24 protein-coding genes are annotated in these 21345 nt (G+C 59.4%); 14 read left to right on the top strand and 10 right to left on the bottom strand.

The features are described from left to right. The first annotated feature begins 823 nt into the window (after positions 1–823). A complete protein-coding gene (locus D8U71_RS03700; protein ID WP_241664196.1) occupies positions 824–2860 on the top strand; it encodes an S-type pyocin domain-containing protein in 2037 nt (678 codons plus the stop codon). Next, complete coding sequence (locus D8U71_RS03695) at positions 2857–3114, top strand: immunity protein (protein WP_122508245.1); 258 nt, start codon at positions 2857–2859, stop codon at positions 3112–3114. Before D8U71_RS03700 ends, D8U71_RS03695 begins: the two co-directional genes overlap by 4 nt. A gap of 41 nt (positions 3115–3155) precedes the next feature. Here the strand turns inward: D8U71_RS03695 and D8U71_RS03690 are convergent, their stop codons facing one another. The 4 genes from D8U71_RS03690 to D8U71_RS03675 form a co-directional block, all read right to left on the bottom strand. Then, the gene (locus D8U71_RS03690; RefSeq protein WP_024011644.1) at positions 3156–4067 is read right to left on the bottom strand and encodes an SDR family oxidoreductase; all 912 of its coding nucleotides are present in this window, start codon (positions 4065–4067) and stop codon (positions 3156–3158) included. Between the two features lie 152 nt (positions 4068–4219). Then, positions 4220–5122, bottom strand: coding sequence for an alpha/beta hydrolase (locus D8U71_RS03685; protein WP_130887179.1), 903 nt, complete (start codon positions 5120–5122; stop codon positions 4220–4222). After that, on the bottom strand, positions 5122–5904 hold the full coding sequence (locus D8U71_RS03680; RefSeq protein WP_130887178.1) for a class II aldolase/adducin family protein: 783 nt from the start codon (positions 5902–5904) through the stop codon (positions 5122–5124). Before D8U71_RS03680 ends, D8U71_RS03685 begins: the two co-directional genes overlap by 1 nt. Positions 5905–6079: 175 nt before the next feature. After that, positions 6080–6535 (bottom strand): flavodoxin, encoded by a 456-nt coding sequence (locus tag D8U71_RS03675; protein WP_110646375.1) that lies wholly within the window; start codon positions 6533–6535, stop codon positions 6080–6082. A gap of 154 nt (positions 6536–6689) precedes the next feature. On the opposite strand from D8U71_RS03675, the gene D8U71_RS03670 reads away from it, so the two are divergent. Together D8U71_RS03670 and D8U71_RS03665 are read left to right on the top strand one after the other, a co-directional pair. Beyond that, a complete protein-coding gene (locus D8U71_RS03670; RefSeq protein WP_125927124.1) occupies positions 6690–7166 on the top strand; it encodes a PAS domain-containing protein in 477 nt (158 codons plus the stop codon). A 54-nt stretch (positions 7167–7220) separates the two neighbouring features. Next, complete coding sequence (locus D8U71_RS03665; protein WP_024011639.1) at positions 7221–7826, top strand: hypothetical protein; 606 nt, start codon at positions 7221–7223, stop codon at positions 7824–7826. A 3-nt stretch (positions 7827–7829) separates the two neighbouring features. Here the strand turns inward: D8U71_RS03665 and D8U71_RS03660 are convergent, their stop codons facing one another. Beyond that, positions 7830–8789 (bottom strand): MerR family transcriptional regulator, encoded by a 960-nt coding sequence (locus tag D8U71_RS03660; protein WP_038861127.1) that lies wholly within the window; start codon positions 8787–8789, stop codon positions 7830–7832. A gap of 211 nt (positions 8790–9000) precedes the next feature. On the opposite strand from D8U71_RS03660, the gene D8U71_RS03655 reads away from it, so the two are divergent. The 5 genes from D8U71_RS03655 to D8U71_RS03635 all read left to right on the top strand — a co-directional run bounded on the left by D8U71_RS03655 (position 9001) and on the right by D8U71_RS03635 (position 11506). Then, complete coding sequence (locus D8U71_RS03655; RefSeq protein ID WP_073473745.1) at positions 9001–9570, top strand: antibiotic biosynthesis monooxygenase; 570 nt, start codon at positions 9001–9003, stop codon at positions 9568–9570. A 58-nt stretch (positions 9571–9628) separates the two neighbouring features. Then, positions 9629–10339: a dihydromonapterin reductase gene (gene folM / locus D8U71_RS03650; RefSeq protein ID WP_110600284.1), complete on the top strand. Its 711-nt coding sequence runs from the start codon at positions 9629–9631 to the stop codon at positions 10337–10339. A gap of 72 nt (positions 10340–10411) precedes the next feature. Then, positions 10412–10783: a dihydroneopterin triphosphate 2'-epimerase gene (folX, locus tag D8U71_RS03645; protein WP_016771653.1), complete on the top strand. Its 372-nt coding sequence runs from the start codon at positions 10412–10414 to the stop codon at positions 10781–10783. A gap of 95 nt (positions 10784–10878) precedes the next feature. Next, entirely contained in the window at positions 10879–11175 is a 297-nt protein-coding gene (locus tag D8U71_RS03640; RefSeq protein WP_056782977.1) for a DUF1244 domain-containing protein, read from the top strand. Beyond that, positions 11168–11506 carry a HopJ type III effector protein gene (locus D8U71_RS03635; protein ID WP_122881963.1) on the top strand — a complete coding sequence of 113 codons (339 nt, stop codon included), beginning with the start codon at positions 11168–11170 and terminating at the stop codon, positions 11504–11506. Before D8U71_RS03640 ends, D8U71_RS03635 begins: the two co-directional genes overlap by 8 nt. Before the next feature lie 195 nt (positions 11507–11701). Here the strand turns inward: D8U71_RS03635 and trxB are convergent, their stop codons facing one another. Next, on the bottom strand, positions 11702–12664 hold the full coding sequence (gene trxB, locus D8U71_RS03630) for a thioredoxin-disulfide reductase (protein ID WP_016771656.1): 963 nt from the start codon (positions 12662–12664) through the stop codon (positions 11702–11704). Between the two features lie 312 nt (positions 12665–12976). Here trxB and cysZ point away from each other — a divergent pair, with 312 nt between their 5' ends. Beyond that, a complete protein-coding gene (cysZ, locus tag D8U71_RS03620) occupies positions 12977–13729 on the top strand; it encodes a sulfate transporter CysZ (protein ID WP_130887177.1) in 753 nt (250 codons plus the stop codon). Between the two features lie 40 nt (positions 13730–13769). Next, positions 13770–14969 (top strand): glycosyltransferase family 1 protein, encoded by a 1200-nt coding sequence (locus D8U71_RS03615; protein ID WP_130887176.1) that lies wholly within the window; start codon positions 13770–13772, stop codon positions 14967–14969. A 127-nt stretch (positions 14970–15096) separates the two neighbouring features. Here the strand turns inward: D8U71_RS03615 and D8U71_RS03610 are convergent, their stop codons facing one another. The 3 genes from D8U71_RS03610 to D8U71_RS03600 all read right to left on the bottom strand — a co-directional run bounded on the left by D8U71_RS03610 (position 15097) and on the right by D8U71_RS03600 (position 17447). Then, on the bottom strand, positions 15097–16200 hold the full coding sequence (locus D8U71_RS03610) for an NADH:flavin oxidoreductase (protein ID WP_122508236.1): 1104 nt from the start codon (positions 16198–16200) through the stop codon (positions 15097–15099). Between the two features lie 155 nt (positions 16201–16355). Continuing rightward, entirely contained in the window at positions 16356–16838 is a 483-nt protein-coding gene (locus D8U71_RS03605) for a glutathione peroxidase (protein WP_016771660.1), read from the bottom strand. A gap of 123 nt (positions 16839–16961) precedes the next feature. Then, the gene (locus D8U71_RS03600) at positions 16962–17447 is read right to left on the bottom strand and encodes a peptidylprolyl isomerase (RefSeq protein ID WP_016771661.1); all 486 of its coding nucleotides are present in this window, start codon (positions 17445–17447) and stop codon (positions 16962–16964) included. Here D8U71_RS03600 and D8U71_RS03595 point away from each other — a divergent pair. From D8U71_RS03595 to D8U71_RS03585, 3 genes are read left to right on the top strand one after another with little or no spacing between them, the layout of a single operon-like run. Then, complete coding sequence (locus D8U71_RS03595; protein ID WP_073473919.1) at positions 17416–17742, top strand: DUF3565 domain-containing protein; 327 nt, start codon at positions 17416–17418, stop codon at positions 17740–17742. The genes D8U71_RS03600 and D8U71_RS03595 overlap by 32 nt on opposite strands. 51 nt (positions 17743–17793) lie before the next feature. Then, positions 17794–19893, top strand: a complete 2100-nt coding sequence (gene pta / locus D8U71_RS03590; RefSeq protein ID WP_024011632.1) for a phosphate acetyltransferase — start codon at positions 17794–17796, stop codon at positions 19891–19893. Beyond that, on the top strand, positions 19894–20799 hold the full coding sequence (locus D8U71_RS03585) for an acyltransferase (RefSeq protein ID WP_125927120.1): 906 nt from the start codon (positions 19894–19896) through the stop codon (positions 20797–20799). Positions 20800–20995: 196 nt separating this feature from the next. On the opposite strand, the gene D8U71_RS03580 is transcribed toward D8U71_RS03585, so the two are convergent. Further along, the coding region (locus tag D8U71_RS03580) for an adenylyl-sulfate kinase (protein ID WP_130887175.1) at positions 20996–21345 on the bottom strand (350 nt) is incomplete at its 5' end.

Genomic DNA, 21345 nt, shown 5'->3' with positions numbered 1-21345 from the left:
ATGGCGCGCATTGTTGTTTTTGTCATGCGTCTTCCCCGGTGAGTGACAGAAGGCCCCACCCTACTGCCGGTCGCTGCGGTCGATAAGCGCACCAAGGAGGTATTTGCGTTGTCGCTCGAAAGGATGAATGGCCTTGCGCGGCGGGGCCTTGAGAGGTTCATGGGTTGGCTGGATGGCGCATCATCAGCGCCATTCATGGGCACCTCACTGTTGCGCGCCCCGTAACAGTGCATGTCTGGAATCGGTATTTTTCCTACAGGCTTGAGACCTTATTCTGAGCGCGCTTTCCCGGCACACGCCGCAAAGCGCGAAGCCCGCTACGCTGAATCGCGAGCGACTGGCTACAGATTCTGGATAAATCGATGTTTTCGGTTTACCGCCCCGCTGTTCACTGACGTTGATTTGTAGCTCCTTGATCCAACGTCTTACCTTGGCCGCTGCGTTTGCAGCGGCCTTTTTTATGGGCGTTTAAAAAGGCTGGATAGCGGTTCGGTAACGCTTCCGATCAGCGCGTCAGACATTTCTTCGAAGCTCGGATGAATACCCTCTGCATCGATAAAAACCCGTGAAAACCCTTTCGACATAACGCCCTGTTACTGACGGGCTTCTCGGATTTGATTACCGCCACTCTGAGGTAACTTGAAACACCTCAACCATTCGCTGGTGACACGGACGTCATCGCCACCCGTGCGCACTTTTCGAGCGAGTGAAAACGCACATTCAAAAGGACATGAATATGCCAAAGCCTCCACCTTTAGAACTGGATCCAGTACATATCAGGGAGTCCGGTCCTGATGGCTTCGAACCATTCAAAGAACGCGACATGAATTACTCCTACAGCGGCATGTTCGGCCCTGCCGGCGCCAATCCGCAGACGCGTGAATTGATGCATGAAACGCAAGTCGCGGTGGAAGAGGAATTCAACGCAAGAACCGCCTCTATTCCCCAAACCATTGAGGTCGAACTGGCGGCGACCAGGCTGGAAGGACCGACCAATCCTCTGCCACCGGCCGCAGCACTGGCCCGCGAAGTGGGCGTCAGGAACACCTTGATTCAACGCAAGAGCGCCGAGTTTCAACGGCAGACTGCCATCGCCAACCGCTTTTATGGCAGCGATCCACTGGGAAAAACCTTCAAGGATTACCTGAATCAGGCATCGGCCAATCGGCGCGCGCATGGCGCAGCGGTCCGCAGCAGAGCGTTGTGGAGCGAGTCCTTTCGGGCCGCCCACGAAGCGCGGCTGCTGGGCCAGACATTGGCGCTGCTCAACCAGCAACAGGCTGGCGTACTCAATTGGCTGGCCACCGTACAAGCCCAGGAACAGGCCCAGGCGGCAGCGGCAGAGGCGCAACGCCAAGCTGCAGAACGTGCCCGCATTGCCGCTGAGCAACAGCGCCAGCGTGACATTGCCGAAGCGATGCGCCGGGAGCAGGTAGCGCAAACAGATGCCGAGCAAAAGCGCCAAATGGCAGTCGCCGAGGCCAAGCGACAACGAATCCGTGCGCGCATTCAACAGGCGGCAAGGACAGAAGCAAGGCGTCTGGAGTCAGAACAAGCAAGGCTTGCGGCGCGAGCTGCGCAACGACAGCAGGCAGCGGAGCGCGCTCAGTTGGAAGCACTGGCAGAGGCTCAGCGCCAGAGAGAGAACCTCCAGGCTGAACGCGAAAAGCAATCGCGCGATCAGCGGGTGGAAACACCCGAAACTCAGCGTGAATTTCCCGCATCCGGCGCGCAGGCAACGACTGGTCCGGCTTTTTCATTTGCGTCAGTCGCTGCTGTACTGAGTCCGGAAAAATCCTCGTCAATTCTCGCAGCGCTGCGTACCGCCCTGCATACACTCGAAGCGGGCGGCCCCGCGCTGTTGAGCAGTCCGGCATTGGTCGGATTTGCGGCGCTGCTCATGCCATCACGCTTGGGCAACGGCGAGCGGTTTGTGGTGAGCGTTCCACTTGCTGAATTATCGTCGGAGCCCGCGGGAGCATTGCGTGAAATTGCCGATCAACGGGGCATATTTGAGATGCATATCGGCTTGGGCGCCCGGCAAATCGATGCCGGTGTACAAATCTTTGCTGCGACCAACGATGACTTTCGTATTCGCTCAAGCATCCCTGTCCTGAATGCGGCGTATGACTCGCTCAATGATGTTTATGAAGTCGCGTTACCGGATTCTCCCACTGACTTCCTGACATGGACGCCCGCCATTTCACCGCAAGACAGCTCGACTGAATTGCCCATCTTTGGGAAAAGACCATCCGCGTACTCGGGGGCTCCGATTCTTCCGCTTGAAGGGCGACTGGACCTGAACCCGATCCTCGTCGAAGGCTGGGAGAGATTCATTATCGTATTCCCTGATGACTCCGGGATTGCACCGCTGTATGTGGTGTTCAGCAATCCCTATGAAGGAGCTTCAGTCAGAGGCAAATACAGCGGCCGCTACTTCAATCCAGAGGCGGCGGGAGGAGCGATTCTCGATCTGGATTGGCGTACGGCGGTTATTACAAAGTCAGGTATAGACTTGGTAAAACTGCACATCGGTCGGCTCGATCAATCAGACGCCAACGACATCATGATTCAGCGGCTGGAAAAGATCTTAAGCGGCCACTGGGAGCTTACTGATACGGACTTACGTTATTACACCCATGAGATTCGTGAACTGGAAAGATTTCGAGCAATGGGACTTAGCGATGACTTCAAGCCCGAAAACGGATCTCCCGCCTGGAATAATGCCCATACCGCCACGCTGGAGGACTTCAAGCTCGGAAGCGAGGATCATGTCCTTTATTCACCTGACGCGCTGCGGGCGGGAAACAAGCAAATGCAACGCATATATGAACAACTGCTTAAAGGAACAGGCCAGTGATTCCTATCGAAGAAATTCTCAAGCACGAACCAATTGCTGATGTACTGACGGCTTTCGGCATCGGCATGGCATACCCATCCTTGGATAGAATGATTGGGCGATATAAATTCGAGCTTATCGCGAGCGGCGAGCTATTAACGACATATGCACAACTTTTCAAAGAAGGCGTGCTGGCAAATGGTGATGGTCCAATTCCAATCAAGGGACCAAATTGGAAGGCGCCGAAGTTTATTACTGAACGTAGATACTCATGAATTCACGAGGCCACCAAGCCTGAGCCTGGTGGCCTCTTCACTCAAATCGAATACTTCTGCAAATTCGCCATCATTTCCTTCAATGCTTCAATATTGTCCTTCGGATGCGCCGCGCCTTCGAAATCACAAATCTGCTGCCAGTGCGCCGCCACATCCTCTGGCGAGAACCCTTCGCGCGGATCGAAGCCGGCACCGAGGCTGCGTTCCCAGCGCACCTTGCCCATCCAGCCGCCGCCGACTTCGAACAGGCCGGACGTTTCCTGGCATTGCTCGCTGGCCAGATACACCACCAGCGGGCTGACCAGTTCCGGCTTCAGTTGCTCGAATACTTGCGGCGGGATCAGGCCCTCGGTCATGCGCGTGCCGCCGGTCGGGGCGATGGCGTTGACCAGAATGTTGTTCTTGCGCCCTTCGATCGCCAGCGTTCGGGTCAACCCGTACAGCCCGAGTTTGGCCATGCCGTAGTTGGACTGACCGAAATTGCCGTAAATGCCAGAAGTCGACGCAGTGAAAATCACGCGGCCGTAGTTTTGCTCGCGCAAATGCGGCCAGGCGGCACGGGTAACTTTGTAGGCGCCTTCGACGTGGACGCGATAGACCAGATCCCAGTCGGCGTCGTCCATCTTGTGAAATGACTTGTCGCGCAGGATCCCGGCGTTGTTCACCACGACGTCGACGCGGCCGAAGGCATCGAGGGCGTTCTGTACCAGTTTGTCGCCGTCAGTCACCGAGTCGTGGTTGGCTTCGGCAATACCGCCGGCCTCGCGGATTTCCGCCACTACGCGGTCGGCAGCCGAAGCATTGGCGCCCTCGCCCTGCGTCGAGCCACCGAGATCGTTGACCAGCACTTTGGCGCCGTGCCTGGCGAACAGCAGCGCATGGGCACGCCCGAGGCCGCCACCGGCGCCGGTGACAATCACGACTTTATCTTCGAAACGCACAGGTTCATTCATCGCGGCAACTCCAGCAGGCCAAGGGATATTGCCCCGAGTGTCAGGCACGGCGCTTTGGGTCACAACGAACACGGCTGCGGCTGAATGGTGCGCGATAAGGCTGAGGGATGATCGAGTGTCAGGACGCCGAGAGCCCGTGCTCTCGGCGAGAATCAGGAGTAAGCCACTTTGCGCGGAGGCAATACCAGACGATCGCGAAACGCCAGATAGTGCTTGAGCACCAGCGCCGGCACCTCGGTTTGCGGATAGTGGCCGATGCCGGGTAAGAGCACGGTGTCTGCATCAGGGATCAGTTCGCGATATCGCTCGACCATGTGCACGCCGGAGATCGGGTCAAATGCGCCATCGATCACCCGCAAGGGAATGTCACCCTGCTGCATGGCCGTCACCCAGCGCTCACGTTGCACCCGGCGCTCGGGGATGTAAGTGATCAATTTATGCAGGATGCGCGGGCCATGGTTGCTTTCGACCAGGCTCCAGTAATCATCCAGTTCGCTTTCAGTGGGCTGGGTCTGCGCGCCGAAGATCTGCCGGAAACCTTTGACCAGCGCCTCACGACTGAAGGCGCGGCCGAGCAGCCAGCCAATCGGGCTGAGCAGCAGTTTCTGCATCAGCAGCGGACGATGGGTTTCCGGAAACAGACCGCCATTAAGGAATACGCAACTGGCAACTTCGATGCGTTTTTCGTAATGCCGCGCGAGCAGTTCCTGAGCGACGCTGTCGCCGTAGTCGTGAGCGAGGATGTGCACCGCTTGTTCAACCTGCAGATGCGCGAGCAGTGCCTGTTGCAGATCGGCCTGTTCCAGCAGGCTATAGGTGTGATTGCGCGGTTTTGCCGAATCGCCGAAACCGAGCATGTCGCAGGCGATCACCTGATAACGCTGCGCCAGTGGCTGCCACAGGTAATGCCAATCCCAACTGGCAGTGGGGAAACCGTGAATCAACAGCAACGGTTCACCCTGCCCGACTGTCCAGTAGCGGATCGACTGGCCATGAAAAACGAATGTCCGGCTGCGCTTGCGCCAGACACTCAGAGGAATCTCGGCGAGCGGCATTAGAATTTATACCCCGGATCCTGCAGGTCGAGTTTGCGCAGCAGCGCCGGCCACGCCAGCGCGCCGCCCATGCCTTGAGCGCTTTTGGTGACGCCGGCAATCATTGCCTTGGCGCCGGCGAGAATCTGCGGTTCGATAGCGATCAGTTCGGCCCCTCCCGTCTGCGCCATGACCTGAATGTCGCAGGCTCGCTGGAAGGTGAACATCATCAGAAAAGTGTCGGCGATCGTGCCGCCGCAGGTGAGCAGACCGTGGTTGTGCAGCATGAGGAAACTGTTGTCGCCGAGGTCGGCTTGCAGGCGCGCCTTTTCTTCATGACTCAGGGCCACGCCCTCGTAGGCGTGATAGGCCAGGCTCGACAACACAAACAGTGACTGTTGACTGATCGGCAGCACCCCCTGCCTTTGCGCCGACACCGCAACGCCTGACGCAGTGTGCGTATGCAGCACGCAAACCACATCGTGGCGCACTTCGTGGACGGCGCTGTGAATGGTGTAACCGGCGGGGTTGATCTCGTACGGGCTGTCCATGAGTTTGTTGCCGGCCTGATCGACTTTCACCAGGCTCGAAGCGGTGATCTCATGAAACATCAGGCCAAACGGATTGATCAGGAAATCTTCGGTGCCGGGCACCTTGGCCGAGATATGCGTGAAGATCAGATCGTCCCAGCCGTGCAGCGCGACCAGACGGTAACAGGCGGCAAGATCGACGCGGGTCTGCCACTCGGCAGCGCTGACCTGATCTTTGACGTTCGGCGACGATTGGACGGGGGCTACGCTCACTGTATGCACCTCTGCGTTCTTCTTGTTCTGCTCGTGTCAGCAGTCTAGTCAGGCGCAGGGCATCGCGTAGTTGCATTGGCAGCCAGCTTGATGACTGAACGAGTCAGCCGGGCAAACAGCCTGGATCCGTTGCAATGCAACAACGCTTAGAAGGTGCAGCGATTATTGCCCGCGATCAGCCCTTGAGCGCTTCAATCAACTGCGCCAGCCACGGCTCGGCATCGGTTTCCGGCGTGACGCTTTCGCTGGCGTCGATGCGCAGCATTTCCTGAACCTCGTTTACCCCCAGTTCGGCAAACAGTTCGCGCATCTGCTCGCCACCGCCGCAGAAGGTGTCGCCGTAGCTGGCATCACCGAGGGCGATCACCGCGCCGGGCAGGCCGCGCAACGAAGCAGGCAACTGATCGCGCAGGGTCGAATACAACGGTTGCAGGTTGTCCGGCAGCTCGCCCATGCCAGTGGTCGAAGTCACAGCGAGAAGGGCCTCGGGACCGAACGCCTGAATATCGGCCAACGCGGCGCGCGAGTTGTAGAAGGTTTCAAAGCCGGCGGCTTTCAGCAGGTTCTGGGCGTGGCGGGCGACTTCTTCGGCGGTGCCGTAGACCGAACCGGAGAGGATGGCGACTTTCATCAATCTGATCCTGAAACTGAAAAAAAGAGCCGCGATAGTAACAGCCCCACGCCGCGAAGTTGCGATTGGCTCTCAATGCAAGCTGCTGGCCTATAGACAGTCCGCGGCTTTCTTCTAGAATGCCTGCCACTGACATAACGGAAGGGATTCTCGGATGATCAACGCCAGCCTGCTGCAAATGGTGATTAATGCGTCGAATGACGGAATCGTGGTCGCTGAAAAGGAAGGCGAGCAGGACAACATCCTTATTTACGTCAACCCTGCCTTCGAGCGCATGACCGGTTATAGCAGTGAGGAGATCCTCTACCAGGACTGTCGTTTTTTGCAGGCTGGAGACCGTGATCAACCAAGTCTGCAGCTGATTCGCGAGACATTGCGTGAAGGCGGTTCCTGCCGGGAGATCCTGCGCAACTATCGCAAGGATGGCACGCCGTTCTGGAACGAATTGTCATTGTCGACGATAAAAAATGCCGATGACGGGCAGACTTATTTCATCGGCGTGCAAAAAGATGTAACGCTTCAGGTCAAGGCGCAGCAGCGGGTTGTGCAGCTGGAAGCACAAGTGGCGGCGCTGCAAAGCGAGCTAGCGGCGTTGAAAGCGACGAACGGCGCAAACAAAACCGCGAACTGATGGTCATTAACTACAATCACCAATGACTTTGTAACTATTCACTTCGAGTTAGCCATGCAGCGCGACGCCCTCCTCACCCAGGACGAGCTGGATTTCATCCAGACCATGCAGCACAACCCGCAACTTAACGTGCGGGATGCAACGTCGAGTCTGCTGGTTAATGGTGGCTCGCAGATCCGTGACCTGCTGACACGTCTGGCTGCTCACGAGCAGGTGACGATCCAGGCCAACTTCGAAAATCAACAGATGACTTTCCCGCTGCATCTGGTGGAAGACGAGTTCCACGCGCTGCATCTGCGTCTCGGTGTGCCGAGCATCTACGAAGACGGCCCGATGGTGCGCCCATGGCGCCTGGTACTGGAAGAGCCGGTGGCGCTGGAAAACGCCAAAGGCCAGCCCGGCACGCTGTGGGTACACGAGGTATCGCACAAAGGTGTGTTGCTGGAAGTGCGCAACAAGACCAAACCACCGAAACATTTCGCCCTGTGGTTCAGCCCTTCCGGTTATGAGCGCATTTCGTTGCGCGGCCATTTCGAGCGTGAGACCGAGCAAGGTTTCTTCGCCTACGAACTGAGCCAGACCGATGCCGACGAAACCGAGCGCTTGCGCCAGTTCATCCTGCAACAGCATCGCCTGACCCACCCCGCCCTTCACGCCTGAGTTTCAGGTATCCAGTTTGCCTGCCATGAATTGCTTCATGCGTTGACGCATTGTCGCGCCCTCATTTCCCAGGCATGCCACCGATGAACCGGCCAGGCTGTCTTCGGCCAGTTCCGAGGCATCGCCGGCCAACATTAATTGGCAATCCAGACTCAGTGCCAGACGATTCAGGCGCCGGGGCAGCTCCGGACCGGGGGCATGGTTTGAAAACAGCACAAGCGCGTCAGGCTTGACCTTTTCGCAGACCAGCGTCAATTCATCGAAAGGCTGGCCCGTGGTCAGCACCCGCACGCCAGAATCGTTGCCACTGAGAAACAGCGCCGCGACCAGCAACTCAAGCTCTCTGCATTGCCCCGCAAGCGCACTGACGACCACCCGGCGCGGTTGAGCCCCCCGCAGCATGACGATGCGCTGCAGCACGCGCGCCCTGAGGAATCCGTCGAGAAACAACCATTCGCTGGTTTGCCCGAAAGCGTCCTGGCGCTGCAGCAATTGCCGCCACAACGGCATGATGATGGCTTCGAACACCACTGGCAGCGTGTACGACGAGAAAATCTGTCCGTAGACGCGATCCAGCTGCTGATCGTCGAACTCACTGACCGCCTGCTGAACCTGCTCCTGCCATTGCTTGTAATCGGCCTGCACATGATCATCGGGGATAAAGTTTGCCAGCACCTTCAGAGGCTCTGTTTTCGCCAGGATCTTGCCGACTTTGCTCACGGCCACGCCGCGATCGATCCAGTCGACGATGCTGCGAACACGCTCGATATCGTTCATGGAATACAAACGATGCCCGCTTTCGGTGCGGGTCGGCTGGATCAATCCGTAGCGACGCTCCCAGGCCCGCAGGGTCACCGGATTGACGCCGGTGAGGCGCGCCACTTCGCGGATGGGGAACAGCTCTTCGCGTTCGAGCGTGCCGGGTGCTGTTGAGGCCGGGCGAGTATCCGTGATTACAGGCATCTGGCGGTCAACTTCCATGTCGGTTTATTGGATCCCATTTTAAACATGATGGACTGGAAACCTTCAAGTAGTGATCTGCGACGAATATGGCTGGTTTAATCGACAAAATCAGGAATAATCCTTGCTTGTTGTAAAGCGCAGGCCTCTACCCCGGCCTGCGTCAGGCGAAGCTCCTACCCGGAACGACGCGCTCGAAATACGGAGATACAAAATGTCTACTTCCCCCGTTACGTTGATGGTAGCGCGTCGCGTCGCTGATGGCCGCTATCACGATCTCATTGCATGGTTGCGCGAAGGCGAACAACTGGCCACCGACTTCCCCGGCTACCTGGGTTCCGGCGTCCTTGCGCCACCGCCCGGTGACAACGAATTCCAGATCATCTTTCGCTTTGTCGATGAGCAGACCCTGCATGCTTGGGAATACTCGGCGTCGCGTACCGCCTGGCTGAACCGCGGCAGCGATTTGTTCGAACATCCCAAGGAGCACCGGGTCAGCGGCATTGAAGGCTGGTTTGGTGCTGCCGGGCAACGCCCACCGCGCTGGAAACAGGCCGTGGCGATCTGGCTCGCGTTTTTCCCGGTGTCGCTGATTTTCAACTTTATCCTCGGCCCGCTGCTGGCTGAGTTGAGCCTGTTGCCGCGGATATTGATCGGCACGGCGTGCCTGACGCCGCTGATGGTGTATTTCTTCATCCCGTTGTCGACGCGCCTGCTGGCGAACTGGTTGAACAGCACGCCGACCCGGCCACTGGCGGCCACACCGTCGGCGCAAAATCGCTGATCTGCTGCGGGCGGCGAGCCTGTTATAGTTTTCGCTTCAACCGCGATGCGAGCCGCCCATGCCAGATTCCGCAGCCCCGATCCTCATCACCGGCGCCGGCCAGCGTGTCGGCTTGCACTGCGCGCAGCGCTTGATCGAGGACGGCCACCCGCTGATTTTCACTTACCGCACCGAGCGACCGGGCGTGCAGGCACTTCGCGATCTTGGCGCGACAGCGCTGTTCGCGGACTTTTCCAGCGAGGCCGGGATTCTTGCCTTCATCGACGCGCTGAAAGCCCACACCGACAGCTTGCGCGCCGTCGTGCACAACGCCTCCGAATGGCTGGCGGAAACCCAGGGCAGCGAAGCACAAGCCTTCAATCGCATGTTCAACATTCACATGCTCGCGCCTTACCTGATCAACCTGCACTGCGCCGAGTTGCTGCAGCGCTCGACGCCTGCCGACATCATCCACATCAGCGACGATGTCACCCGCAAAGGCAGCAGCAAGCACATCGGTTATTGCGCCAGCAAGGCCGGGCTCGACAGTCTGACCCTGTCGTTTGCCGCGCGCTTTGCGCCGGCCATCAAGGTCAACGGCATCGCCCCGGCGCTGTTATTGTTCAACCCAGACGATGACGCGGCGTACCGCGCCAAGGCGTTGGCCAAGTCCGCGTTGGGTATCGAGCCCGGCAGCGAGGTGATCTATCAGAGCCTGCGCTATCTGCTCGACAATCCCTATGTCACCGGCACGACCCTCACCGTCAACGGTGGACGGCACGTCAAATAGGCCGTCCCGCTTCGGCCGCGAGTCGAGTAAGATCCACCAGAACGCCTGCAATAGACTGGACGGAGCAAATCAATGCCACAACTTCAACCGGGGATGGCGCGCATCCGGGTCAAGGATCTGCGCCTGCGCACCTTTATCGGCATCAACGAGGACGAAATCCTCAACAAGCAGGATGTGCTGATCAACCTGACCATTCTGTACGCGGCGCAGGAGGCGGTGCGTGACAACGACATCGACCACGCGCTGAATTACCGCACCATCACCAAAGCGATCATCGCCCACGTCGAAGGTAACCGCTTCGCCCTGCTCGAACGCCTGACCCAGGAATTGCTCGACCTGGTGATGACCAATGCATCGGTGCTGTACGCCGAAGTCGAAGTCGACAAACCGCACGCCCTGCGCTTCGCCGAGTCGGTATCGATTACGCTCGCGGCGAGTCGCTAGCTTCAAGCCTCAAGCCGCAAGCTGTAAACTTTGCTCACAGACACCCATCTTGCAGCTTGAAGCTTGCCGCTCAAAGCTGTCTCGAAGAGACCCCCATGACTGATCAACAACGCCTGGAACTCGAAGCCGCCGCCTTTCGCCGACTGGTCGCCCACCTCGACAGCCGCAAGGACGTGCAGAACATCGACCTGATGAACCTTGCCGGGTTCTGCCGCAACTGCCTGTCGAAGTGGTACAAGGCCGAAGCCGATCAACGCCAGATCGAGGTCAGCCTCGATGACGCCCGCGAAGTGGTGTATGGCATGCCCTACGCCGAGTGGAAAGCCCAATACCAGCAAGAAGCCAGCGCCGAACAACAAGCGGCGTTTGCCAAAGGAAAACCCAATGACTGATCTGAACACCCTGCGCGCCAGGCTCAAGAGTGGCGAGCATGTTTTCGCCGACACCCTGGCGTTCATCGCCGCCGGTTACGACTACCAGCCGCAAGCATTCAACAACGGCGGCGTGGAAAACGCTGCCGGGCAGAACGAAGGTTCGTGCAAGACACTGGGCCTGGCATTGCTTGAGGGTCTGAGTGATGAAGAAGCGCTGCTGGCGTTCGGCGAGCATTACCGTTCGGTGCTGGCGACGCCTGAGGGCAGCGATCACAGCAATATCCGCGCGTTGATCAAGCACGGCCTGGCCGGGGTTGAATTCACCGCACAACCCCTGACCCGTCGCTAACAACGGGATTCGGATCGTTCCCACGCTCCGCGTGGGAATGCCTCATTGGACGCTCTGCGTCCGCTTTGGGACGCAGAGCGTCTCGGGCTGCATTCCCACGCAGAGCGTGGGAACGATCGAATTGCGTTGGAGCAGGAAGAGCGTGCACAAAAAAACCGGCCAATCTCTGGCCGGTTTTTTTTGTGCCCTGCGGTCTTAGAACGTGGCGTTCTGCAGGCCGTCCAGGTAGCGCTCGGTGTCCAGTGCCGCCATGCAGCCGGCGCCGGCCGAGGTGATGGCCTGACGGTAAACGTGGTCAGCCACGTCACCGGCAGCGAAGATGCCTTCGACGCTGGTGGCCGTCGCATTGCCTTCGCGGCCGCCCTGCACAACCAGGTAACCGTCTTTCAGGGTCAACTGGCCTTCGAACAGCGAAGTGTTCGGGGTGTGGCCGATGGCGATGAACACGCCGTCGACTTTGATTTCGTCGAAGCTGCCATCGTTATTGCGCAGACGCGCACCGGTGACGCCCATGTTGTCGCCGAGGACTTCGTCCAGGTTGGCGTTCAACTTGAGAATGATCTTGCCTTCAGCCACACGGGCGTTGAGCTTGTCGATCAGGATCTTCTCGGCGCGGAAGGTTTCGCGACGGTGAATCAGAGTCACGGTGCTGGCGATGTTGGCCAGGTACAGCGCTTCTTCGACAGCGGTGTTGCCACCGCCAACCACAGCGACCGGCTTGTTGCGGTAGAAGAAACCGTCGCAGGTCGCGCAGGCCGACACGCCTTTGCCCATGAACGCTTCTTCCGACGGTAGGCCCAGGTAGCGGGCGCTGGCACCGGTGGCGATGATCAATGCATCGCAGGTATAGACGGCGCTGTCGCCGGTCAGGGTGTACGGCTTGGCAGCGAAGTCCACGGCGTTGATGTGATCGAATACGATCTCGGTCTCGAAACGCTCGGCGTGCTCGCGCATGCGCTCCATCAGCACCGGGCCGGTCAGACCATGAACATCACCCGGCCAGTTGTCGACTTCGGTGGTGGTAGTCAGTTGACCGCCGGCCTGCATACCGGTGATCAGCAGTGGCTTGAGGTTGGCGCGGGCCGCGTAGACCGCAGCGCTGTAGCCGGCGGGGCCGGAACCGAGAATGATCACTCGCGAATGACGGACTTCAGACATGAATCTGCTCCTGTTGGCCGGCCATGAAAAATCTGGCGCGGACGCCGGACGGCCGGCGGAATAAAAAAGGACCGTGGACACCTTGGGGAAGGCTTGAACTCGACAGTCCTGTAAAAAGTTGGGTGCAGCGTATCGAGGGGGGCAAGATTAAGGAAATACGGTTTAACAATCCAGCTCATAGGTGGTCTCTATGCCGAGACGCTGACGAGATAGACCTCTTTGTTACAGTGAATGTCGATTGCTCTGCCGCGCTTTCGCCGCTAGGGCAAAGCCGGTAACGTCGGCGCGTTTTCCCTTGCTTCGGAGCACCTTATGCCCGCCCCTGTTCTGTCCGGCCCGCAATACCTGCGCGAAGGCCTCAAACTGGTCCTGAGCCCTGGCCTGCGCCTGTTCGTGTTGTTGCCGCTGGCGATCAATCTGGTGCTGTTCGTCGGATTGATCTATCTGGCCGGCCACCAGTTCAGCCTGTGGGTCGACACGCTGATGCCGTCGTTGCCTGAATGGCTGAGTTTCCTCAGCTATATCCTCTGGCCATTGTTCGTGGTCCTAGTGGCCTTGATGGTGTTTTTCACCTTCACCATGCTCGCCAACATCATTGCCGCACCGTTCAACGGCTTCCTTGCGGAAAAAGTCGAAGTGGTGGTGCGCGGCACTGATGATTTCCCGGCGTTCAGCTGGGGCGAACTGATCGCGATGATCCCGCGCACCCTCACCCGGGAAATGCGCAAGCTCGGCTACTTCCTGCCGCGCGCCATCGGCCTGTTCATCCTGTCGTTCATCCCGGTGGTAAATATCGTCGCCGCGCCGTTATGGCTGCTATTCGGCGTGTGGATGATGGCCATCCAGTACATCGACTACCCGGCGGACAACCACAAACTGGGCTGGAACGAGATGCTGGCCTGGCTGCGGCAGAAGCGCTGGCAGAGCATGAGTTTTGGCGGGATCGTCTATCTGGTGCTGCTGATTCCGGTGGTCAACATCCTGATGATGCCGGCGGCGGTAGCCGGGGCGACGTTGTTCTGGGTGCGCGAGCGTGGTGCCGAAAATCTGGTGATCCAACACTGATCGCGTCACAAATCCATCATCCGACCGTAACAAGCTCGACATGGCCTCAGCCGACACTGAGGTCATGACGACAGCTCTACATATCACCCTCATCAGCGAAACCTTCCCACCGGAAATCAACGGCGTGGCCAATACCCTTGGCCGCTTGTGCGAGGGTTTGCGCACACGTGGGCATCAGGTAGAGCTCGTGCGCCCGCGCCAGGCCACCGATCCGCAACGCAGCGAAGACGATGCACTGTTGCTGTGTCGCGGATGGCCACTACCGGGCTATCCGGGACTGCAATGGGGCCAGTCGTCGATGCATAAACTGCTGCGCCGCTGGAAACGCCAGCGGCCGGATGTGCTGTACATCGCCACGGAAGGCCCGCTCGGGTTGTCGGCACTGCGCGCCGCACGGCGCCTGGGGATTGCGGTGGTGAGCGGTTTTCACACCAACTTCCAGCAATACACCAGCCAGTACGGCCTCGGTCTGCTGACGCGGATGCTCACTCATTACCTGCGCTGGTTTCACAATCGTTCGGCAATGACTCTGGTGCCGAGCGTCAGTCAGCGCCTGGAACTGGAGCGGCGGCATTTCGAGCGGCTGGCGTTGTTGTCGCGGGGTGTGGACAGCCAGTTGTTTCATCCGAGCAAACGTCAGACCGCGTTGCGTGAGCAATGGGGACTCTCTGAGACGGATATCGCGGTCATCCACGTAGGAAGGCTCGCCCCGGAGAAAAATCTGGGCCTGCTCAAACACTGCTTTGAAGGTCTGCGCGAAACTTATCCACAGCGCCATCTGAAGCTGATCGTGGTCGGAGATGGCCCGCAGCGTTCGGCGCTGGAAAAAGAACTGCCGGAGGCGATCTTCTGCGGCGCGCAGCGGGGAGAAGCCCTGGCGGCGCACTACGCCTCAGGAGATCTGTTCGTATTTCCCAGCCTGACCGAAACCTTCGGCAATGTGGTGCTGGAAGCCCTGGCTTCGGGACTCGGCGTCGTTGCCTATGATCAGGCAGCCGCGGCGCAGCATATTCGCCACGGCTACAACGGCGTGTCAGCCATGCCCGGCGATGAGCAGGCGTTTTGCGAAGCGGCGGCGTGGTTACTGGAGGAGGATGAGCGGTTGCGCTGTGTGCGGCTGAATGCGCGGCAGCATGGCAGTCGCCAGGGCTGGGCGGCGATTATCGAGCAGTTCGAGGGTTATTTGCGTGGGGCTTGTGTGGGGGAGCTGGTGGTGCCTGGGGCGCAGACACAACCTTAGATTTTCGGCGACTTAGAAACAGCTTTCGCGAGCAGGCTCGCTCCCACATGGGTACTGCATTCTTTCAGATGGAATGCGGTCGAAGGTGGGAGTGAGCCTGTTCGCGAATGGTTCGAACTGGCGCAGCTTAGACCAGGGTCATCAACGCCTCACGACTGAACGGCAGAATGTCCTGCTCACGCCCTTCACGGACTTTCTGCGCCCAGTCCGGATCGACCAGCAGCGCACGGCCCACCGCTACCAGGTCGAACTCTTCTTTGTTCAGACGCTCCAGCAGGTTTTCCAGGCTGGCCGGTTGCGCGACCTTGTCGGTGTTGACCATGAACTGCAAGAACTCGCCGTCCAGGCCGACGCTGCCCACGGTGATGGTCGGTTTGCCGGTCAGCTTGCGGGTCCAGCCAGCGAGGTTCAGATCCGAGCCGTCGAACTCCGGCTCCCAGAAGCGTCGGGTCGAGCAATGGAAAATGTCCACGCCAGCGTCTGACAGCGGCTTGAGAAACTCGCCCAGCGCTTCGGGGGTTTGTACCAGACGCGCGGTGTAATCCTGCTGCTTCCATTGCGAGAAGCGGAAGATGATCGGGAAACCCTCACCGACGGCTGCGCGCACTGCTTGAATCAATTCGATGGCAAAACGCGAACGGTTGGCCAGGCTGCCACCGTATTCGTCGCTGCGCTGGTTGCTGCCTTCCCAGAAGAACTGGTCGATCAGATAGCCGTGGGCGCCATGGATTTCCACACCGTCCATGCCGATGCTTTGCGCATCTTTGGCGGCCTGGGCGAACGCGGCGATCACGTCCTGAATGTCCTGTTTGGTCATGCCGTGCACCACGACCTGACCATCCTTGAGTTTTTCCGATGGACCGTAGCCCGGCACGCTGGCGTCCGGCTCGGTGCCGAGGCGGCGTACGCTGCCGACGTGCCACAGTTGCGGGACGATCTTGCCGCCCTCGGCGTGCACGGCGTCGACAACTTTTTTCCAGCCGGCCAGCGGCGCATCACCGAAAAATTGCGGCACGTTAGGATAGCCATTGGACGCGATGTGGCCGACGGTGGTGCCTTCGGTGATGATCAAACCAACCCCGGCGGCCGCACGACGACGGTAGTACTCAATGACTTTGGAATTCGGCACACCGCCCGGCGAAAACGAACGGGTCATTGGCGCCATGACCACGCGGGTCGGCAGTTCGAGGGCACCGAGATGGAACGGTTTGAACAGGGCTTGAACAGGCATCGAGAGGCTCCACGAAAACGTTGGCGACAGGCATGAATCGATATGACGGCGATAATATCCGCCACGTCCTTTGCGTGACAGCACTATTGATCTGAATGATTAAGGGTCAAAAGGCAGGCAAAAAAAATCGCAGCTCAATGCTGCGATTTTCTGATTCAGGCTAAGGCTTTTTCGATCGCGGCAATCACTGTCGGATCATCCGGCGCGGTGCGCGGCGAGAACCGCGCCAGCACCCGGCCATCCTTGCCGAGCAGAAACTTTTCGAAGTTCCAGGTGATGTCACCGGGAAACTCGGCGCCCTCGCCCGCCAGCAGGCGATACAACTGATGCCGCTCGTGGCCATTGACTTCGAGCTTGCTCGACAACGGAAAGGTCACGCCATAGTTGAGGCTGCAAAACTCCTGGATTTCTTTCTCCGAGCCTGGCTCCTGACCGGCAAACTGGTTGCACGGCAGGCCCAGCACAGCAAAGCCTTTATCTTTGTATTGCTGGTAGAGGTTTTCCAGTGCCGCGTACTGAGGGGTCAAGCCGCATTTGGAGGCCACGTTGACCACCAGCACGACTTGGCCCTTGAACGGCGCCAGCGGTAGCTCCTGACCATCCAGGGCTGTCAACTTAAGGTCGTGAAAAGCACTCATGCCGAACTCCAGGATTCTCGTGTTCTACTCGAAACAGCCACTTGGCGAGGCCACCAAGGACAGCCGCGGACTAAAAAGGCGCCCACAGGCGCCTCTCCAGTACTCGAAGCTTAGCGCAGAAAATCAGTGGTGATGGCCACCTTCGCCATGGACGTGACCATGAGCGATTTCTTCCTGGCTGGCGTCACGGATATCAACGATCTTCACTTCGAAGTTCAGGCGCTGACCGGCCAGAGGGTGGTTGCCATCAACGGTGACGTCGTCGCCGTCCAGATCACGGATGGTGACGATCTGCATCTGGCCGTCCGGCGCCGAAGCGTGGAACTGCATGCCGACTTCCAGCTCGTCAACGCCTTCGAACATGCTGCGGCTCAGGGTGCTGACCAGCTCGGCGGCGTATTCGCCGTAAGCGTCTTCCGGCTCAACGGCTACTTTCAGCTCGTCGCCGACAGCTTTGCCTTCAAGGGCTTTTTCCAGGCCCGGGATGATGTTGCCTGCGCCTTGCAGGTAAACCAGCGGAGCGCCGCCGGCGGAGCTGTCGATGACCTCACCAGCGTCGTTGGTCAGGGTATAGTCGATGGAGACAGCCTTATTGGCGGCGATCAGCATGGGGCGAGACCTTTTGCATAAGAATATAGAAAGGCCAAGTTTAGCGAAGCAATCGCGTGAAAGCGACCACAACCCGGACAAACGGGTTTCGACCATCACCGGCTTCCATCAGGACGAAGATGGCCATTGGGTGGTCGAGCTTTCCTGTGGCCACACCCAGCACCTGCGCCACCAGCCGCCGTGGCAAACCCGCGCCTGGGTCCTGGATCCGGCGCAACGTATTGAAAAAACAGGTCAACCCTTTGCCTGCGGTTGGTGTGCACAAGGCTCGGTTAGCGCTAACCTTGGCGACTGAATTTCGGTAGTCGGCCAGACATAGGCTGACACCCTTGCATAGAGAATTCCCATGCAAACTTTTTTTATCGCCCCCACCGATTTTGGCGTGGGTCTGACCTCCATCAGCCTCGGGCTGGTGCGCACGCTTGAACGCGCCGGTCTCAAAGTCGGCTTCTTCAAACCGATCGCCCAGCCACATCCGGGCGACACTGGCCCTGAGCGTTCCACCGAACTGGTGGCGCGCACCCATGGCCTGAAACCGCCGCAGCCGTTGGGGCTGGCGCACGTCGAACGCATGCTCGGCGACGGTCAGCTCGACGAATTGCTCGAAGAAATCATCGCCCTGTATCAGCAAGCGGCGGTCGGCAAAGACGTGCTGGTGGTAGAAGGCATGGTGCCGACCCGCAGCGCCAGTTACGCCGCGCGGGTCAATCTGCACCTGGCCAAGAGCCTGGATGCCGAGGTGATTCTGGTCTCGGCGCCGGAAAACGAAGTGCTCGCCGAGCTTTCTGGCCGTGTCGAGCTTCAGGCTCAATTGTTCGGCGGCCCGAAGGATCCGAAGGTCCTCGGGGTGATCCTCAACAAGGTCAAGACCGACGAGAGCATGGACGCCTTCGCCACGCGTCTGAAGGAACATTCGCCGTTGCTGCGCAGCGGTGATTTCCGCTTGCTTGGCTGCATCCCGTTTCAGCCGGAACTCAATGCGCCGCGCACCCGCGACGTCGCCGACCTGATGGGCGCGCAAGTGCTCAACGCGGGCGACTACGAAACCCGGCGCATGAGCAAAATCATCATTTGCGCACGAACCATGCGCAACACCGTCGAGCTGCTCAAGCCCGGCGTGCTGGTGGTGACGCCGGGCGATCGCGACGACATCATCCTCGCCGTCAGCCTTGCGGCGATCAACGGTGTGCCGCTGGCCGGCCTGCTGCTGACCAGCGACACCCTGCCCGACCCGCGCATCATGGACCTGTGCCGGGGCGCGTTGCAGGCCGGTTTGCCGGTGTTGTCGGTGAGCACCGGCTCGTACGACACCGCCAATCTGCTCAATGGCCTGAACAAGGAAATCCCGATCGATGACCGCGAGCGCGCGGAGATCATCACCGATTTCGTCGCCAGCCACCTCGACGCCAACTGGCTGCACCAGCGCTGCGGTACGCCTCGGGAGATGCGCCTGTCGCCGGCAGTGTTCCGCTATCAATTGATCCAGCGCGCGCAAGCGGCGAACAAGCGCATCGTGCTGCCCGAAGGCAGCGAGCCGTTCACCGTGCAAGCGGCGGCGATCTGTCAGGAACGCGGGATCGCCCGCTGCGTGCTATTGGCCAAACCCGAAGACGTCGAAGCGGTCGCCCGCGCCCAAGGCATCGTGCTGCCGCCGGGTCTGGAAATCCTTGACCCGGACCACATCCGCGAGCGTTACGTCGAGCCGATGGTCGCTCTGCGCAAGAGCAAAAGCCTCAACGCTCCGATGGCTGAGCAGCAACTGGAAGACACGGTGGTGATCGGCACCATGATGCTTGCGCTGGACGAGGTCGACGGCCTGGTCTCCGGGGTAATCAACACCACCGCCAACACCATCCGCCCGGCCTTGCAACTGATCAAGACCGCACCGGGCTGCACGCTGGTGTCGTCGGTGTTCTTCATGCTTTTTCCGGAAGAAGTGCTGGTCTACGGCGACTGCGTGATGAACCCGCACCCGAGCGCCGCGGAACTGGCCGAGATCGCCCTGCAAAGCGCTGACTCGGCGGCCGCATTCGGCATTACCCCACGGGTGGCGATGATCAGCTACTCCAGCGGCGAATCGGCGCGCGGTGAAGAAGTCGAGAAAGTCCGCGAGGCAACTCTGCTCGCCCATGAGCAACAAAACTCGCTGTTGATCGACGGCCCGTTGCAGTACGACGCTGCCGCCAACGCCGACGTGGCGCGGCAACTGGCGCCGAACAGTCAGGTCGCCGGGCGCGCCACGGTGTTTGTGTTCCCCGATCTGAACACCGGCAACACCACGCACAAAGCCGTGCAGCGCAGCGCCGATTGCGTCAGCCTCGGGCCGATGCTGCAAGGCCTGCGCAAACCGGTGAACGACCTGCCGCGCGGCGCGCAAGTCGATGACATCGTCTACACCATCGCGCTCACCGCAATTCAAGCCGCCAACCGACCTATGGATGTGTAAATGCTGGATTTTCTACCCGCACCCGTGCGCGGCGTAATCGCCTCGCTGCTGTTGGCGCTCAATACGATTCTGCTGTGCTCGTTCCTGTTCTGCGTGGCGCTGGTCAAGGCTTTGCCGTTTGCCTTTACCCAGCGCATCGCCGGTTGGCTGATGAGCCACACCCACGAGGCGTGGATCAGCAACAACAAGGGCTGGATGAATCTGGTACGGCGCACCCGCTGGCACCTCAGCGGCCTGCAAGGTCTCGACTATCAGCACTCGTACCTGATCACCAGCAACCACCAGAGCTGGGTGGATATTCTGGTGCTGCAATACGTGCTCAACCGCAAGATCCAACCGCTGAAATTCTTCCTCAAGCAGGAGCTGATCTGGGTGCCGGTGATTGGCCTGGCCTGGTGGGCGCTGGGCTTTCCGTTCATGAAGCGCTACTCCAAGGCGTACCTGGAAAAACACCCGGAGAAGAAAGGCAAGGACTTAGAAACCACGCGCAAGACCTGCGCGAAATTCCGGCATAACCCGGTGGGAATTTTCAACTTCGTCGAAGGCACACGCTTCACCGCAGGCAAGCATGCGCAGCAGCAGTCACCGTTCAAGTACCTGCTCAAGCCCAAGGCCGGCGGGATCGCCTTTGTGCTCGATGCGATGGGCGAACAGCTGGAATCAATCGTCAATGTGACGATTCATTATCCGGCCGGGCGTCCGGGGTTCTGGGATTTGCTCTGCGGCAATGTGCGCGATGTGGTGGTGCATTTTGAAGAAATCAAAATCCCGCCGGCCTTCATCGGCAAGAACTACGATCAGGACGGCGAGTATCGATTGCAGTTCCAGGGCTGGATCAATCAGCTGTGGCTGGACAAGGATGCGTTGCTGGAGCAGATGCACCGCGAATTTCCAGGTCACCAATAACCCCCTGTGGGAGCGAGCCTGCTCGCGAAAGCGGTGGATCAGCATACAAAGATGTTGAATGAGATAAAGCTTTCGCGAGCAGGCTCGCTCCCACAGTTTTAATTGCAGCGCTCTGAAATAAAAAACCCGCCGATGATCACTCACCGGCGGGCTTTTTCTTGCCGCTTGCAGCTAGAAGCCTGTCGCTGCTTCTACCTTAGATTGCGCCACGCTGACGCAACAGCTCCAGCACTTGCTTGACGCTTTCTTCCAGGCTCAGCGACTGCGTGTCGATCACCAGGTCGGCATTGAGCGGCACATCGTACGGGAAGGATTCGCCCGGGATGTTGTCGCCGCCAGCGGCGTACAGACCTTGCGGATCACGTTCGGCGCACACGGTCGGCGACGCCTGCACATAGACCGTCAGCAAGCGATCCTTGCCGATCAGTTCCTTGGCCTGCTCGCGACCTTCGGCACTCGGCGCAACGAACGCGGCCAGCGTCAGCAGCCCCGCTTCGTTGAACTGACGCGCCACGTGCGCGGCACGACGCCAGTTCTCGGTACGCC

It is taken from the genome of Pseudomonas sp. Sample_21, assembly GCF_004307525.1.
Taxonomy (GTDB): domain Bacteria; phylum Pseudomonadota; class Gammaproteobacteria; order Pseudomonadales; family Pseudomonadaceae; genus Aquipseudomonas; species Aquipseudomonas atacamensis.
This window is presented reverse-complemented; position numbering and strand designations above follow the sequence as displayed.

Excerpts from the sequence above, each read along its gene's own strand:
- D8U71_RS03600 (WP_016771661.1), bottom strand. The coding sequence starts at position 17,447 with ATGCTGATCGCCGCCAATAAGGCTGTCTCCATCGACTATACCCTGACC.
- D8U71_RS03660 (WP_038861127.1), bottom strand. The coding sequence starts at position 8,789 with ATGCCTGTAATCACGGATACTCGCCCGGCCTCAACAGCACCCGGCACG.
- D8U71_RS03655 (WP_073473745.1), top strand. The coding sequence starts at position 9,001 with ATGTCTACTTCCCCCGTTACGTTGATGGTAGCGCGTCGCGTCGCTGAT.
- folX (WP_016771653.1), top strand. The coding sequence starts at position 10,412 with ATGCCACAACTTCAACCGGGGATGGCGCGCATCCGGGTCAAGGATCTG.
- D8U71_RS03700 (WP_241664196.1), top strand. The coding sequence starts at position 824 with ATGAATTACTCCTACAGCGGCATGTTCGGCCCTGCCGGCGCCAATCCG.
- D8U71_RS03610 (WP_122508236.1), bottom strand. The coding sequence starts at position 16,200 with ATGCCTGTTCAAGCCCTGTTCAAACCGTTCCATCTCGGTGCCCTCGAA.
- D8U71_RS03635 (WP_122881963.1), top strand. The coding sequence starts at position 11,168 with ATGACTGATCTGAACACCCTGCGCGCCAGGCTCAAGAGTGGCGAGCAT.
- D8U71_RS03585 (WP_125927120.1), top strand. The coding sequence starts at position 19,894 with ATGCTGGATTTTCTACCCGCACCCGTGCGCGGCGTAATCGCCTCGCTG.
- D8U71_RS03665 (WP_024011639.1), top strand. The coding sequence starts at position 7,221 with ATGCAGCGCGACGCCCTCCTCACCCAGGACGAGCTGGATTTCATCCAG.
- D8U71_RS03690 (WP_024011644.1), bottom strand. The coding sequence starts at position 4,067 with ATGAATGAACCTGTGCGTTTCGAAGATAAAGTCGTGATTGTCACCGGC.
- D8U71_RS03675 (WP_110646375.1), bottom strand. The coding sequence starts at position 6,535 with ATGAAAGTCGCCATCCTCTCCGGTTCGGTCTACGGCACCGCCGAAGAA.
- pta (WP_024011632.1), top strand. The coding sequence starts at position 17,794 with ATGCAAACTTTTTTTATCGCCCCCACCGATTTTGGCGTGGGTCTGACC.
- D8U71_RS03640 (WP_056782977.1), top strand. The coding sequence starts at position 10,879 with ATGACTGATCAACAACGCCTGGAACTCGAAGCCGCCGCCTTTCGCCGA.
- D8U71_RS03670 (WP_125927124.1), top strand. The coding sequence starts at position 6,690 with ATGATCAACGCCAGCCTGCTGCAAATGGTGATTAATGCGTCGAATGAC.
- D8U71_RS03615 (WP_130887176.1), top strand. The coding sequence starts at position 13,770 with ATGGCCTCAGCCGACACTGAGGTCATGACGACAGCTCTACATATCACC.
- D8U71_RS03595 (WP_073473919.1), top strand. The coding sequence starts at position 17,416 with ATGGAGACAGCCTTATTGGCGGCGATCAGCATGGGGCGAGACCTTTTG.
- cysZ (WP_130887177.1), top strand. The coding sequence starts at position 12,977 with ATGCCCGCCCCTGTTCTGTCCGGCCCGCAATACCTGCGCGAAGGCCTC.
- trxB (WP_016771656.1), bottom strand. The coding sequence starts at position 12,664 with ATGTCTGAAGTCCGTCATTCGCGAGTGATCATTCTCGGTTCCGGCCCC.
- folM (WP_110600284.1), top strand. The coding sequence starts at position 9,629 with ATGCCAGATTCCGCAGCCCCGATCCTCATCACCGGCGCCGGCCAGCGT.
- D8U71_RS03685 (WP_130887179.1), bottom strand. The coding sequence starts at position 5,122 with ATGCCGCTCGCCGAGATTCCTCTGAGTGTCTGGCGCAAGCGCAGCCGG.
- D8U71_RS03605 (WP_016771660.1), bottom strand. The coding sequence starts at position 16,838 with ATGAGTGCTTTTCACGACCTTAAGTTGACAGCCCTGGATGGTCAGGAG.